Here is a 14,189-nt window from a genome sequence, read left to right on the forward strand (position 1 = left end):
ATGCTCCCCACCCGCACCATCGGCGACCTCACCGTCTCGGCGCTCGGCCTCGGCTGCATGGGCATGAGCCACGCCTACGGCACCCCCGACAACGCCGAATCGCTCGCCACCCTCAACGCCGCCGTCGATGCCGGCGTCACCCTCCTCGACACCGCCGACATGTACGGCAACGGCGCCAACGAGGAGTTCCTCGCGGGCTTCCTGTCCGCGCGGCGCGACGAGGTGGTGCTGGCCACCAAGTTCGGCTTCATCAACGATGAGAACCAGCGGCCGATCGGGCTCGACGGCCGCCCGGAGCGCGTCGCGGGCTGCGTGGATGCTTCGCTGCGCCGCCTCGGCATCGACGTGATCGACCTGTACTACCTGCACCGTGTCGATCCGCAGGTGCCGGTCGAGGAGACGGTGGGCGCGATGGCCGAGCAGGTGGCCGCGGGCAAGGTGCGTGCCCTGGGGCTCTCCGAGGCCTCCGCCGAGGACATCCGCAAAGCCGCCGCCGTGCACCGGATCTCGGCGCTGCAGTCGGAGTACTCGATCTTCACCCGCGATGTGGAGGACGGCCCGCTGCAGGCGGCCCGCGAGGTGGGCGCCTCGCTCGTGCCGTTCAGCCCGCTGGGGCGCGGCATGCTGACCGGTGGCCGCGCCGCGACCGTCGCGGCCCTGCAGAGCAACGACTTCCGCACCACCATCCCCCGCTGGCAGGGCGAGAACCTGGAGGCGAATCTGCGGTTGGTCGACCGGATCGACGCGATCGCGGCCGATCTCTCGACCGAGGGCCGCACGGTGACCGCGGCGCAGGTCGCGCTCGCCTGGGTGCTGGCGCAGGGTCACGATGTGGTGCCGATCCCCGGCACCACGAAGCGGAAGAACCTGGCCGACAACCTCGGCGCGGTGGACGTCGCGCTCTCGGCGGACCAGCTCGCCGCCCTGACCGCCCTCTCCGCGGCGGGCAGCCGCTTGCCGGAGCGCACGCTGCGGCAGCGCAGCTAGCCGCGGCGCCGGGCCGACGCCCCCGCAGCCGCGAGCCGCGCTCGCCCGGCCACGGCGGCGAGCGCGGCGGAGGCGAGCAGGACGGCGCCGGCGGTGAGGAAGGCGGCCCGGTACCCGTCGCCGAGCATCGGCGCGACCACCAGCGGGCCCACGATCTGCCCGATGCCGTACGCGGCGGTGAGGACGGCGGCCGAGCGCGGAATGCCGATGTCCGCGCCGGCCTCCATCGTGAGCATCACGGCGCCGATGAAGGTGCCGCCGAACAGCACGGCCGAGATCCCGGCCGCGACGGGGCCACCGACGAGCGCGGGCAGCACCGCGGACACCACCTGCAGGAGCAGCGCGACCACCAGGAGGTACTCGGCCGATCGGTAGCGGCGCAGCCGCGCCCAGAGCATGGGCGAGGCGGCCGCGGCGAGGCCGACGATCACCCACGCGGCGGGCCCCTCCCAGGACTGTCCGCCCACGGCGACGGCGGCCACGAGGAAGGTGCCGAGCACGATGTAGCCGAGCCCCTCCAGGAAGTAGCTGATGCCGAGCGACCAGCCCGCGAGGCCGGGCCGGGCACCGTGGGGCGACGCTGCGGTGGGTGCGCCGCCCGGCGGTACCCGCCACGCGGCGAGCCCGAAGGCGGCGGTCGCGAGGGCGGACATCACCCACAGCGACCGCCATCCGACCACCTCGCCCAGCCCCACCACGAGGAGCCCGGAGACCGCGATCCCCACGCCCACACCGGCGAATGCGGTTCCCGCGGCGGCGGTTCCGGCCACCGCCCCGGCGCAGTACACGAAGACGATGGCGCTGGCGATGCCCGCCACCAGTCGCACGGCCGACCACCAGGGCACGTCCACCGCGGCGATCATCGCGATCTCGCTGGCCACCAGGACCACCAGGCTGATCCGGAAGAGCAGCGCGCTGCGCGAGATCCTCGGCCAGATCGCCGGCGCCACGGCACCGAGGAAGTAGCCCAGATAGTTGGCCGTGGCCACCACGGCGGTCGAGCTCGATGAGACGCCGGTCTGCTCCTGCATGAGCGGGAGGATCGGGGTGTAGACGAACCGCCCCAGTCCCATGGCCGCCGCGAGTCCGGCGAGTGCTCCGAATCCGATTCGCCGCGTATTCACTACGCCATTCTAACGACTGGCCTCGTCGGTCTCGACGGGGCTCACCGCCGCCGGTTCCTCGTCGCGGCCGGGCAGGAACAGGGCGATCAGCACCGCGAGGCCCACCAGCCCGGCGCTGACCAGGAGGGCCGCGCGATAGCCGGGGAGCACCGCGGCCGGTGCGCCGCCGTCGCCCGTACCGGCGGCAACGGTCACCAGGACCGCGAGCCCGAGCGCCCCGCCGAGCTGGCGGGCGGTGTTCACCAGACCGGAGACCATGCCCGCCGAGCTCGGGGCGACCGCGGCGGTCGCGACGTTGGGAAGCGGCAGGAAGGTCATGCCGATGCCGAACGAGGTGACGAGCGACGGGATCAACACGGCACGAAGGAAATCGCCGTCGGCGGGCAGCGGCGCGAACAGCAGGAATCCCACGGTGGCGATCGCGGCGCCGAGCACCACCACGGCACGCGCACCGATCCTCGGCATCAGCTTCGTGGCCACCGCGATCGCGATCACGATGCCGAAGCAGAAGGGCAGGAACATCATCCCGGTCTTGGTCGCCGAGTAGCCCAGCCCCATCTGCATGTACAGCGAGACGAAGTAGAAGGCGCCGAACTGTCCGGCCACCACGAAGGCCAGCACCAGGCAGGGCACCAGCACCGACCCCTTCGCCATCACCCGGAAGTCGACCAGCGGCACGGGCATCCGCGTCTCGACCACGACGAAAGCGGCGAGGAGCAGCACGGCGAGCGCGAACCAGCCGAGGGTCCGGCCGCTCCCCCAGCCGTTGTCCGTGGCCGCGACGATCCCGTAGGTGAGCACCGACAGGCCCGCGGTCGCCAGGACGCCGCCCAGCCAGTCGGTGCGACGGTCCGCGTCCGGCGCGGGACCCGGCGCCGCATACGTGAGGGCCATGCCAAGCGCGGACACCATTGCGCCGCAGGCGATCACGGTGCGCCACCCGAGCGCGTCGGTGATCAGGCCCGAGAGCACCACGCCCACGGCTCCGCCGGCGGAGGCGCCGATGGCGACGGCCCCGAAGGCCTTCGCGCGCATCGCCGGCTCGGTGAAGGTGATCGCCACCGCGGTGAGCGCAGCGGGAGCGATGGCGGCGGCGGCTACGCCCTGCAGCACCCGCACCAGGATCACCTGCCAGGGCTCGGTGCAGGCGTAGGCGCCGAGCGAGGCCACCGTGAACAGCGCGAAGCCGAATCGCAGCACGGCGCGCGGACCGAACCGGTCGGACATCCGTCCGCCCACCAGCAGCAGACCCCCGAAGGCGATCGCATAGGCGTTGACCACCCAGGACAGGCCCTGCGGGGTGAAGTGCACATCGTCGCGGATGGCTCGCAGCGCCACGTTGGTGACCGATGCATCGAAGGCGACGAGGAACTGGGCGAGGCCGCCCAGGAACATCGCCGCACCCAGGCTCTTTTTTTGTGTATCGAGTAACATAATGGCTGAGGCTAGCCTTAGCATGACTCCGACACAAGAGGGGTGGATAACAATGGGGGCATGCGCCAGACCACACCGCGACGCGGGCGACCCCCGAGCACCTCGCGCGAGGAGATCGTCGAACAGGCTGTGCGCCTGCTCGACGAGCACGGCGTGCACGGCGTCACGATGAAGCTGCTCGCGGCCGAGATCGGGGTGAGCCCGATGGCCCTGTACCGGCACGTGGACGATAAGGAGACGCTGCTGGCGCTGGCCCTCGACGCGATCACGGAACCCTTCGCCGCCATGACCTTTCCCGAGGAGCCGCGCGAGCGGATCGTCGCCGCGCTCACCACGGTGTACGACTCGCTGATCGCGCACCCCTGGGTACCCGAGGCCCTCATCGGCCCGCAGCGGTCCGGCCGCGGCGCGCTACACATCAGCGATGCGGCGATCGGTGCGGCGTACCGGATCACGGGAGACCGGGAGTCGGCGCTACGCGCCTACCGCGCGTGCTGGAGCCTCACGCTCGGGACGGTGCTCACGCACCTGCGCGCGGTGGCGGAATCGAACGACGAGGCCACGGCGTGGATGATCGATCTCCTCGACACGCTGCCGGCGAACTCGGCACCGGATATGCGCGCCGCGGTGCAGGCGCGCGTACCCCCTTCGAGCCGTGACGATTTCGAGGCGAGCCTGCGGGGCCTGATGGTGGGCCTGTTCGGTCCGGATCAGAAGGGCTGATCGGCGGGCTTGTTCTCCAGCACGTGCCGGTAGTAGTCGCGCAGCCGCAGCCGGGACGCCGCCGCCTCGTCGATCACCACGGTCACGTGCGGATGGAACTGGAGCACGGATGCGGGATTGATCGCGGCCACCGGGCCTTCGACGGTGGCGGCGATCGCCTCTGACTTGCCCTCGCCGGTGGCGAGCAGCACGAGGTGATCCGCCTCGGAGATGGTGCCCAGCCCCTGCGTCAGCACGTGGATCGGCACCTCGTCGATCGAGGAGAAGAAGCGGGCGTTGTCCTCACGGGTCTGCGTGGTGAGCGTCTTGATCCGGGTACGCGAGGCCAGCGATGAGACGGGCTCGTTGAACCCGATGTGCCCGTCGGTGCCGATGCCCAGCAGCTGTACGTCCACACCACCCGCGGCCTTGATCGCGTCCTCGTAGCGCTTCGCCTCCGCGGCGATATCGGCGGCGGTACCGTCCGGACCCTCGACCTTGGCGTCCGGGATGTCCACGTGCGAGGTGAACTCCTTGCGGATCACCTCGCGGTAGCTCTCCGGGTGCCCCTTCGGCAGGCCGACGTACTCGTCCAGGTTGAAGGAGACGCAGTCGGCGAAGCTGAGCCCCTCCTCGCGATGGCGGCGGATGAGCTCGGAGTACGTGGCGAGCGGCGTGGATCCGGTGGCCAGCCCGAGCACGGCGGGACCACGGCGCACGTGGTCGGCCACGATGTCGGCGGCAGTGGTCGCAACGTCGGCAGCGGTCGGGCGGATCACGATTTCCATGGGCCCATGATACCGCCTCGAAGCGCGAATACCCGCAGATCAGCAGAACTGGTCATAACCTATTTTCGGCGGCGCACCAGGCTCACGATCAACACCGTCAGGCCCAGGCCGCCCACCACGAGCGCGAAGCCCAGGGACCCGAAGATCCCGCCCAGCAGCAGCCCCATGTCCGGATAGCGGCCGAGTGCCACCTCGGCCCCGCCCGCCTCCGGCATCCCGGGCGAACAGGTCGCGACCACGTCGCCCGCGCCGGTCTCGAAGACGCTGAGCACCATGCGGTTGGACACGGTCACGTTCCCACCCGTGACGCGCTGCTCGATCGGCGCGCCGCCGGCCGTGGTCAGGGTGCACGACGGTGCGCCCACCGTGGTCCGGGTCTCCGCGAAGACGGCGTAGGTCCGGTCCGCGGGCACGGTGACGCTGTGCGGCGCACCGTCGGCGGGCACGGTCTGCATGTCGAGCCGGAACTGCGGGAGGACCACGGTGACGGTCGCGACGACCGGCACGATCACGGCGAGCAGCATCATCGCCGCGCCGACCCAGATCCCCGTCGCGCCTGGCCGGGGCTTCGCGGATGAGGGATTTGGGGATTCCATGACCTTCACCGTAGTGCAGCTTTGCGAACGTGACGCTGCCCGCAATCGGTTGCCGAAGTTGTAATATACAACTACCGTCGAGCGGCATGACAGACAACCTCCGCAGGAGCCGTCCCGCGGACGGCGTCCTGATCGCCGTCCTCTGCCTCGGCGGCCTCCTCGCTTCGCTCATGCAATCGCTGGTGGTGCCGATCGTCGGGCAACTGCCACACCTGCTGAACACCAGCGCCGACAACGCTTCGTGGGTGATCACCGCCACGCTGCTCGCCTCCTCGGTCGCGATGCCGATCGCCGGCCGTCTCGGCGATATGTACGGCAAGCGGCTGGTGCTGCTCACCAGCCTGCTCAGCCTGATCGCCGGCTCGCTGATCTGCGCCCTCTCGCACACCCTGCTGCTCACCGTGGTCGGCCGCTCCTTCCAGGGCTTCGCCATGGGCCTGGTACCCGTGGGCATCTCGCTCATGCGCGACGAGCTGCACGCCCGCAAGATCCCCGGCGCCGTCGCGCTGATGTCCGCGATGCTGGGCGTGGGCGGCGCGATCGGAATCCCGTTCGGCGCCTACATCTCCGAGCACTTCGACTACCACACGCTGTTCTGGTTCTCGCTCGCGCTCGGCGTGATCACCCTGGGCCTGGTGTACGTGGTGGTCCCGGAATCGCCGAACCGCCATCCCGGCAAGTTCGACGTGGTGGGCACCGTCGGCCTCACCGTGGGCCTGGTGAGCGTGCTGCTCTCGATCACCAAGGGGCAGAGCTGGGGCTGGACCTCCGCCGCCACGATCGGTTGCGCCGTGGGCGGTGTCCTGGTGCTCATCGCCTGGGGCTTCTGGGAGATCCGCACCCGCGACTCCCTCGTCGATCTGCGCATCTCCTCGCGCCGCCCGATCCTGCTCACCAACCTCGCGTCGATCATGGTGGGCTTCGCCATGTTCTCGCTGATGCTCACCATGCCGCAGCTGCTGCAGATCCCGGAGGCCACCGGCTACGGCCTGGGCCAGAGCATGCTCAACGCGGGTCTGTGGATGGTGCCCGGCGGCCTGGTGATGATGGCCCTGTCCCCCGTCTCCGCGCTGCTCACCAAGCGGATCGGCGCGCGCCTGACCCTGGCGATCGGTGCCACCATGTCGGCCATCGGCTACTTCGCCCTGCTCGGCCTCACCGATGCCACCTGGAAGATGTCGCTGGGTTCGATGATCGTCTTCGGCGGTGTGGGCGTGGCCTATTCGGCGATGCCGGCGCTGATCATGGCGAACGTCCCGGATACCGAATCGGCCGCCGCGAACGGCCTGAACTCACTGATGCGATCGGTCGGTACCGCGGTCAGCTCCGCGGTGATGGCCACGATCCTCACCCGCTCCACGGTCACGCTGCTGGCCGGAACGCCGCGCGAGATCACGCTGCCGGCCGAGGACGCCTTCACCTCCGGATTCGTGATCGCCGGCATCGTGGCCGCCGTCGCCGCCGTGGTGGCACTGGCCATCCCGCGCGCCCGGACGTCGGACGACGAGGCTACGGCTGCGCCGGAGGTTCGGGAAACTCTGGAAGCAGGTGCTCGAAGGGCTTGAGGTTCCACAGCGGTTCGCCGCGAGCGACTCTCCAGTCGAACTCGCGGCGGATCGCTGTCGAGAAGCCCAGTTCGAGCAGGGTGTTGAAATCGCCGTCCGCGGCTTCGAGCACCTGTCCCAGAACGCGATCCAGCTCGTCCTCGGTGAACTCGGCGAACCGGCCGGTGAGGTAGATGTCGCCGGTGCGGTCGATCGTGTAGGCCACGCCGTACAGACGGCGGTTGCGCCGCAACAGGTACCGGTAGACACCCTCGAAGTTCTCGTCGGGATGCCGGCACACGAAGGCCTCCACCCGCGCGCCGTGCGCGCCCAGGGTGATCATCGTGGTGGTCTTGAGCTTCTTCTCGCCCGGCAGCTCCACGATGAAGTGGGCCACGTCCTTGCCGGTCTCCTCCTTGCGCGTGAACTCCAGCTCGCGCTCGGTCAGGGCCGTTTCCAGTTGGTCCGGTGTCATCGATTCGCTCATGCCCGCGCCCCTGCCCTGCGCCGGCGGCGGCGCACCGTCTGCGTCGCCTCCTGCCGCGCCTCGATCGCCTTCGAATAGCTCTCCAACAGGCCGTCCGCGGTGCGGGACCAGGAGAACTGCTGTGCGTGTTCGGTTGCGCCGCTTGCCAGTTCCGCGCGCAGTCGCTTATCCGCGGTGAGCTCGTCGAGTGCCGCGGTCCATGCCTGCGGGTCGTGCCCCGAGACCAGGCGGCCCGAGACACCGTCGGCCACCGCCACCGAGAGACCGCCCACGTTCGCGGCCACCACCGGGGTGCCGCAGGCCTGCGCCTCCACGGCGACCAGGCCGAAGGACTCCGAATAGCTGGGCACCACCACCAGATCCGAGGCGCGATACACCTCGGCGAGCCCGGCCGGGGGCCGCGGGGGCCCGAAGGTCACGGCCTGCTCGATGCCGAGCTCGCGGGCCAGCGCGATCAGCGCATCCGGCCGCTCCAGTCCCGTGCCCGACGGTCCGCCCACCACCAGCAGCCGGATGCGACGCTCGGGGTGCGCGTGGATGAGCGGGGCCGCCGCGCGCAGCAGCAGATCGGGAGCCTTGTGCGGCTGAATCCGGCCGACGAAGGTGAGCACCAATTCCTCGGGGGCGATACCGAGTTCGGCGCGTGCGGCGGCGCCGTCGCCCGGCGAGTAGGTGGCCAGATCGGCCCCCGGGTACACCACGTCGATCCGGTCGAGCGGCACCCTGTGCAGTTCGGCGAGCTGGTTCGCCTCGACCTCGGTGTTCACGATCAGCCGGTCCGCCTCGTCGGAGACCTGCTGTTCACCGATGATCCGCGCCTGCGGCTCGGCGGTGTCACCCTCGGCGAGCGCGCGGTTCTTCACCGCGGCCAGGGTGTGCGCGGTGTGCACCAGCGGCACGCCCCAGCGGTCGCGGGCCAGCCAGCCGACCTGCCCCGAGAGCCAGTAGTGCGAGTGGATCAGATCGAAGTAGCCGGGTTCCTCGCGGGCCTCGGCCCGCTGCACCCCGGCCGCGAAGGCGCACAGCTGCGCGGGCAGATCGGTCTTGTCCAGCCCCTCGAAGGGGCCCGCGACGATGTTGCGGACGCGAATCCCCGGCGCGGCCTCCACGATCGGCGCGTCCGACGAGCTGGTGGCGCGGGTGAAGATCTCCACCTCGATGCCGCGCGCGGCGAGTTCGAGGGAGGTCTGCCAGATGTAGACGTTCATGCCGCCCGCATCGCCGGTACCGGGCTGCGCCAGCGGCGAGGTGTGCACCGACAGCACCGCGATCCGGCGCGGCGTGGTGCGGGCCGCTGACTTACCAGTAGGCACGCCGTCCAGCTTAACCCCGCAGATCGAGGAGTTCGCGGGCGCAGCGCGCGGGGTCCACCACGAAGGGCGCGTGGCCCCCGCCGTCCCACCAGGACAGCGTGGAGTGCGGCAGCACCGCGGCGTGATGCTCGGCGGTCACCGGGGCCACCACCTCGTCGTCGCGTCCGTGCTGGATGAGGACGGGGAAGGTCCAGGCGGCCAGGTCGGCGTCGTGGTCGACGGTGCGCCGGAACAGCCCACCGCGCACCGCGGGAGGCGTGGACAGCGAGTGGCCGAAAACACGCTGGGCCACGGGGCCGAGCGTCTCCTGGTCGAAGCCCTTCGGCAGCATCCGGATGCTCGCGAGTGCGGGGATGGCGGTGCTCGGTTTCGCCGACAACGCCGCCGGGAGGGCACCGTTCATGGCGGGGCCGGTGACGCCGCCGGGAAACTGCCCCTCCTTGCCGCCGCCGATCGAGGTGATCGCCCCGATCAGGCCCACGCCGAGCACACCGTCGGTGCCGTGCACGGAGAGGTGGTCGGCGATGATCAGGCCGCCGTACGACCAGCCGACCAGGTACACCTCGTCCAGGCCGAGCCGGTCGCGCACGGCCTTGACGTCGTCGGCGAATTCCTGCGTGGTGAACGACGCGGGCACCGAGCTGCGGCCGTGGCCGCGGTTGTCCACGGCGACCACGCGGTGTCCCGCGGCGGTCAGCTCATCGATCAGCGGCAGGCCCCACGAGTCGCCACTGGCCGACCACCCGTGGATCAGCAGGTACGCAGGCTTCGTCGGGTCGACGGTGCCCGCGTACGCGGTGCTGTAGTCGATGTAGAAGATCTCCGTGCCGTCGGGCCCGACGGCGAATCCACATGCACGAGTCACACCTCGACCCTAGCCGTCACATGTCGCGCAGATACTCCAGCTGCTGGCGCAGATACGCACGAATCGACGGATACAGCTCGTCACCACCCGAGCTGATGTAGACGACCGTGCCCTCATCCCAGCCATTGCCGGAGGTCGCGACGACGTACGCGGTTCCGAGGCCCGAACCGGGGTCGGTGGCCAGTGGAATGCACTCCGCCTGGTCGTCCGGACTGTACTGCGGCTTCTCGTCGCCTTCGGAGTAGAAGATGTTGATGTGCTCCCTGGCACCTCCCCAGGCTGATCCAGGGAACTCTCTAGGAAATCCCGCAGCCCCCTCGGTTCCAACTCCGTGCGTTCCCAGAAGAACGTCGGCGACGAAGAAGCCCGGGAATCCGTTGGCGACCCCGAGGAGTGCGCGCAGCTCCGGTGGATAGGGCCGCCCGAGGGCGGCCTCGGCCTGCGCGATCTCGGCCTCGGTCGCGGGTGGTGCCGGTGCGGCGGTGGCGATCACCGGGCCGTGCGGATCGAGGTCGAGGCGGATCTCGAGACCGTCCCCGTCCTCCTCCCCCGCTCGCACCCGCTCGCGGGCCAGGTCCGCGATGAGCTCCTGCAACTCCTCGACCATCGTCTCCGTACCCATTCCACTCCCGTCTGCGCAATCCGCGATCGCGTCTACGGTATCCGCAATTCCTCGGCGTGCGCCGGGAGACCACGGAACCCGCCGCCGAACAGCTCTCGGATTCTGTCCGCGGCGGACACCGTGTCCACGGCGGACAGAATCGGAGAGCGTCCTGTTCTCGGTATCCCGACCCTCGGAGAACGCCGTGGCCGGTGACCGCGCGACCTCGCGGGAATTAATCGGACCGTGGTCCGGTTGGTGGTAGTGTCAGCTTCAGCAGCCCACTTCCAGGAGGACACCATGCCCGCCGTGACCGCCGATACGCTCACCCTCCCCCGCATCACCGCCGCCGCACCCGGCGAGACGGACCGCCCCGTCCGGAAGATCACCACCGGCCCCCGCGGCTACGAGGGCGAGGGCTTCCCCGTGGTGCGCGCCTTCGCGGGCGTGCACCCCCGCGATCTCGACCCGTTCGTGCACATGGACCAGATGGGCGAGGTCGAGTACGAGCCCGGCGAGCCCAAGGGCACCAGCTGGCACCCGCACCGCGGCTTCGAGACCGTGACCTACATGATCGACGGCCTGTTCCAGCACCAGGACAGCCACGGCGGCGGCGGATTGATCTCCGACGGCGCCACCCAGTGGATGACGGCCGGCTCCGGGATCCTGCACATCGAGACCCCGCCCGCCGAGCTGGTCGAGTCCGGCGGCACCTTCCACGGCATCCAGCTGTGGGTGAACCTGCCGAAGTCGGAGAAGTTCACCACGCCCGCCTACCAGAACCTCGAGGGCGGCCAGACCACGCTCGTCACCACACCCGACGGCGGCTCCCTGATCCGCATCGTCGCGGGCGAGGTGGACGGGCACCAGGGGCCGGGATCGACCCGCACACCGATCAACTTCGTGCACGCCACGATCGCCCCCGGAGCCGAGGCCTCGCTGCCGTGGAACCGCGATTTCAACGCGCTGGTCTACGTGCTCAGCGGCCGCGGCACCGTGGGACCCGTGGGGCATCCGATCCACGAGGGCCAGCTCGCGCAGCTCGGCCCCGGCGACCGGATCACGGTGCGCGCCGACGAGTCCCAGGACTCGAATCGGCCCACCATGGAGGTCCTGATCCTGGGCGGCCGGCCCATCCGCGAGCCCGTGGTGCAGTACGGCCCGTTCGTGATGAACACCAAGGCCGAGCTCATCCAGGCGATGGAGGACTACAACGCCGGCAAGTTCGGCCACATCCCGCCCGGCGCCCTGATGCCGCACGTGGCTCGCTGAGCCGGTACCGGCTGGGTCCGATCAGGCCCAGCCGGTGTACGCCTCAGCAAGAAAGCCCCAGGATGTAGCGGAAGCCACCGGGAAGGCCTGCCAGGAAGGGCAATTCGTTCGAACCGGGGTTGCCGAACACCGTGGTGAGGCCGTGCTGGGCGAACAGCTGGTGCGCGGCGTCCTTGACGGTGCGGATCATGCCGCCTCGGGCTGCGCCGCATCCTCGGCTACCGGCGCCGACTGCTCCGCGCCGGGCCGCGGCACCGCCAGCACCGCGACCGCACCGAGTCCGGCGGCGACGGCGAAGAAGTAGAAGCCCCAGGGGTATCCGACGCCGGCCACCACGAGGCTGCCCGTGACCCAGGGCCCGGCGATGGCACCGAGCCGCCCGACCGCGGAGACCAAGCCCATCGCGGTGCCGACCTTCGTGCGGGGGTAGAGGTAGCCGATCAGTCCGTACAGCAGAACCTGGGCCGTGAACACGAAGAAGCCGGTCACGAAGATCACCACATCGAGCACCACCTGATTGGCCACCTTGATGCTCAGCAGCGCCAGCATCAGGCTGGCCATGGCGAACCACAGCACCGTGACCCGTTGCGCACCACGGCGGTCCGCGACCCGGCCGCCGATCATCAGGCCGGCCACGGCGCCCACGTTCAGCACGAGCAGCATCACCAGCGCGGTGGACACCGGGTAGCCCGCGCCGCGCATCAGCTGCGGCAGCCAGGTGTTGAGCCCGTACACCACCAGCAGCCCCAGGAAGGCCGCGACGAACAGCATGAGCGTGGTCCGCAGGTACGGCGCCTGCAGCACCGATGCGCGGGCGGCGCGCTGCGCCGCAACCGGTTCGGCGGCGCCGGTCACGGCGGCGGTCTCCGGCATCCGCAGGGCGATCACGGGTACCAGCAGCAGGCCGAGGATGCCGCCGCCGTAGAACAGCCACTGCCAGGAGTTCCCGGCCAGCAGCGCGATCAGCGAGGCCAGGACCGCACCCACGTGGTAGCCGGTCATGGTGACGGCGCTGGCGTTCGACTTCCGCTCGGGCGCGGCCTCCTGCATCGCGGTGAGCGCCACCGGCATGCAGCCGCCCATGCCGAGGCCGGCGATGAATCGGGCGCCGGCCAACGCCCACACCGTGGGCATGACGGGGACCAGCAGGGTGAACACCGAGAACAGCAGGACGCACACCACGAGCGGGCCGCGGCGGCCGTAGCGGTCCGAGATCGCACCGGTGACCGCCGCACCGATGCCCACGCCGACCAGCGAGACCGTGGCAACGGTGCGCAGATCCGATGCGGTCATCCCCAGGTGCCCGGTGTCGAGCAGCGCGGGAATGGCGGCGCCGAGCGAGACGAGGTCGTACCCCTCGAAGACGACGACCATCCAGCACAGCAGTGCGCCCCAGGTCCTCGGCGAACCGACCGAGCGCAGTGCGGCGTCCGCCGCGGGCGGGGTCAGTGGTGTGGAAGCCATCGGATCTCCATCGACGATCGAATGTGACCTGCGCCATAGGCGCATCGTCATACTAACCACGCGTTCGCTGATTGCACAAGTGTTCGTTATGCGAACACGATGGAGTGGTGAGCGACTACCGGAGGAGTCTGAGAAAGGCGCGATGAACTGCGGTTTCGGAGGCCGCGTCAGTCGATGCCGGCGGCCCGGGCCGCCTCGGCGATATCGGCGGCGGTGTCACGCAACGCGGCGACCCGGTGCTCGACGGTCGGCTCGTCGGCACCGTCGAGACGCGCGGACAGCGCCATGTTGATCGCCGCCCGGGGACGGCCGTCCCGCCCGGGGACGGGCACCGCGAGCGACCGCAGGCCCACCTCGAGCTCCTGGTCGACCATCGCGTATCCCTGCGTGCGGATCTTCGCGAGTTCGGCCTCCAGCGCCGCGCGGGAGGTGATGGTGCGCGGGGTCAGCGGGGCCAGCGTGGCGTTCGCGAAGTACGCCTCGAGCTCGTCCTCGTCGGCCGCCGCCAACAGGACGCGCCCCATCGACGTGGCGTACGCGGGGAACCGGGTCCCCGGGCTGATACCCACCGTCATGATGCGCCGCGTGTGCACGCGCGTCAGGTACACGATGTCCGTGCCGTCGAGCACCGCGAGCGAGGTGGACTCCTGCTCGCGATGCGATAGGCGTTCGAGGATCGGCTGCGCCAACTCCGGCAGCGGCTGACCGGCGAGGTAGGCGTACCCCAGTTGCAGCACCAGCGGCGTGAGACCGAAATCGCGACCGTCCGAGCGCACATAGCCCAGTTCCACCAGGGTCAGCAGGAACCGCCTCGCCGTGGCCCGGGTCAGGCCGGTCCGGGATGCGACCTCGGACAGTGTCATCGCCTGATGCTCCGCGTCGAAGGCGCGGATCACCTCGAGGCCGCGAGCCAACGACTGCACGTACTGATCGCCCGCCTGCGGCCGCACGTCCTCGCTCCGGTCCGGGCTCACGCGGTCTCCTCGCATTCGGGGGCGACGGGCCCCGGTTC

15 protein-coding genes are annotated in these 14,189 nt (G+C 70.4%); 4 read left to right on the forward strand and 11 right to left on the reverse strand.

The window, feature by feature from the left end; translation table 11 throughout:
* Positions 1-987 (forward strand): aldo/keto reductase, encoded by a 987-nt coding sequence (locus ABD108_RS04855; protein WP_343929596.1) that lies wholly within the window; start codon positions 1-3, stop codon positions 985-987.
* On the opposite strand, the gene ABD108_RS04860 is transcribed toward ABD108_RS04855, so the two are convergent.
* Together ABD108_RS04860 and ABD108_RS04865 are read right to left on the reverse strand one after the other, a co-directional pair.
* Positions 984-2,111: a YbfB/YjiJ family MFS transporter gene (locus ABD108_RS04860; RefSeq protein WP_343929598.1), complete on the reverse strand. Its 1,128-nt coding sequence runs from the start codon at positions 2,109-2,111 to the stop codon at positions 984-986. The genes ABD108_RS04855 and ABD108_RS04860 overlap by 4 nt on opposite strands.
* Before the next feature lie 9 nt (positions 2,112-2,120).
* Entirely contained in the window at positions 2,121-3,545 is a 1,425-nt protein-coding gene (locus tag ABD108_RS04865) for an MFS transporter (protein WP_343929600.1), read from the reverse strand.
* Positions 3,546-3,605: 60 nt separating this feature from the next.
* On the opposite strand from ABD108_RS04865, the gene ABD108_RS04870 reads away from it, so the two are divergent.
* On the forward strand, positions 3,606-4,268 hold the full coding sequence (locus ABD108_RS04870; RefSeq protein ID WP_343929602.1) for a TetR/AcrR family transcriptional regulator: 663 nt from the start codon (positions 3,606-3,608) through the stop codon (positions 4,266-4,268).
* Here ABD108_RS04870 and nagB read toward each other — a convergent pair.
* Positions 4,256-5,035, reverse strand: coding sequence for a glucosamine-6-phosphate deaminase (gene nagB, locus ABD108_RS04875; RefSeq protein WP_220656645.1), 780 nt, complete (start codon positions 5,033-5,035; stop codon positions 4,256-4,258). The two genes, ABD108_RS04870 and nagB, sit on opposite strands and share 13 nt — an antisense overlap.
* Positions 5,036-5,094: 59 nt before the next feature.
* Positions 5,095-5,631, reverse strand: coding sequence for a hypothetical protein (locus ABD108_RS04880; RefSeq protein WP_305110191.1), 537 nt, complete (start codon positions 5,629-5,631; stop codon positions 5,095-5,097).
* Between the two features lie 86 nt (positions 5,632-5,717).
* Here ABD108_RS04880 and ABD108_RS04885 point away from each other — a divergent pair, with 86 nt between their 5' ends.
* On the forward strand, positions 5,718-7,196 hold the full coding sequence (locus ABD108_RS04885) for an MFS transporter (protein ID WP_305110192.1): 1,479 nt from the start codon (positions 5,718-5,720) through the stop codon (positions 7,194-7,196).
* Here the strand turns inward: ABD108_RS04885 and ABD108_RS04890 are convergent.
* From ABD108_RS04890 to ABD108_RS04905, 4 genes are read right to left on the reverse strand one after another with little or no spacing between them, the layout of a single operon-like run.
* Positions 7,141-7,662, reverse strand: coding sequence for a type III secretion system chaperone family protein (locus ABD108_RS04890; protein WP_343929604.1), 522 nt, complete (start codon positions 7,660-7,662; stop codon positions 7,141-7,143). The genes ABD108_RS04885 and ABD108_RS04890 overlap by 56 nt on opposite strands.
* The gene (mshA, locus tag ABD108_RS04895; protein WP_220656648.1) at positions 7,659-8,975 is read right to left on the reverse strand and encodes a D-inositol-3-phosphate glycosyltransferase; all 1,317 of its coding nucleotides are present in this window, start codon (positions 8,973-8,975) and stop codon (positions 7,659-7,661) included. Before mshA ends, ABD108_RS04890 begins: the two co-directional genes overlap by 4 nt.
* A 10-nt stretch (positions 8,976-8,985) precedes the next feature.
* Positions 8,986-9,840: an alpha/beta fold hydrolase gene (locus ABD108_RS04900; protein WP_305110195.1), complete on the reverse strand. Its 855-nt coding sequence runs from the start codon at positions 9,838-9,840 to the stop codon at positions 8,986-8,988.
* A gap of 16 nt (positions 9,841-9,856) precedes the next feature.
* A complete protein-coding gene (locus tag ABD108_RS04905) occupies positions 9,857-10,462 on the reverse strand; it encodes an SMI1/KNR4 family protein (protein ID WP_343929606.1) in 606 nt (201 codons plus the stop codon).
* 279 nt (positions 10,463-10,741) lie between these two features.
* Between ABD108_RS04905 and ABD108_RS04910 the strand changes: the two genes are divergently transcribed.
* Complete coding sequence (locus ABD108_RS04910; protein ID WP_343929608.1) at positions 10,742-11,713, forward strand: pirin family protein; 972 nt, start codon at positions 10,742-10,744, stop codon at positions 11,711-11,713.
* A gap of 43 nt (positions 11,714-11,756) precedes the next feature.
* Here ABD108_RS04910 and ABD108_RS04915 read toward each other — a convergent pair whose 3' ends face one another.
* The 3 genes from ABD108_RS04915 to ABD108_RS04925 all read right to left on the reverse strand — a co-directional run bounded on the left by ABD108_RS04915 (position 11,757) and on the right by ABD108_RS04925 (position 14,151).
* Complete coding sequence (locus ABD108_RS04915) at positions 11,757-11,903, reverse strand: hypothetical protein (protein ID WP_220658614.1); 147 nt, start codon at positions 11,901-11,903, stop codon at positions 11,757-11,759.
* A complete protein-coding gene (locus ABD108_RS04920) occupies positions 11,900-13,177 on the reverse strand; it encodes an MFS transporter (protein WP_343929610.1) in 1,278 nt (425 codons plus the stop codon). The genes ABD108_RS04915 and ABD108_RS04920 overlap by 4 nt, the downstream gene beginning before the upstream one ends.
* Before the next feature lie 167 nt (positions 13,178-13,344).
* Complete coding sequence (locus ABD108_RS04925) at positions 13,345-14,151, reverse strand: IclR family transcriptional regulator domain-containing protein (RefSeq protein ID WP_343929612.1); 807 nt, start codon at positions 14,149-14,151, stop codon at positions 13,345-13,347.
* Between the last annotated feature and the right edge of the window lie 38 nt (positions 14,152-14,189).

Source organism: Tsukamurella strandjordii, assembly GCF_039525985.1.
Lineage (GTDB): Bacteria > Actinomycetota > Actinomycetes > Mycobacteriales > Mycobacteriaceae > Tsukamurella > Tsukamurella strandjordii.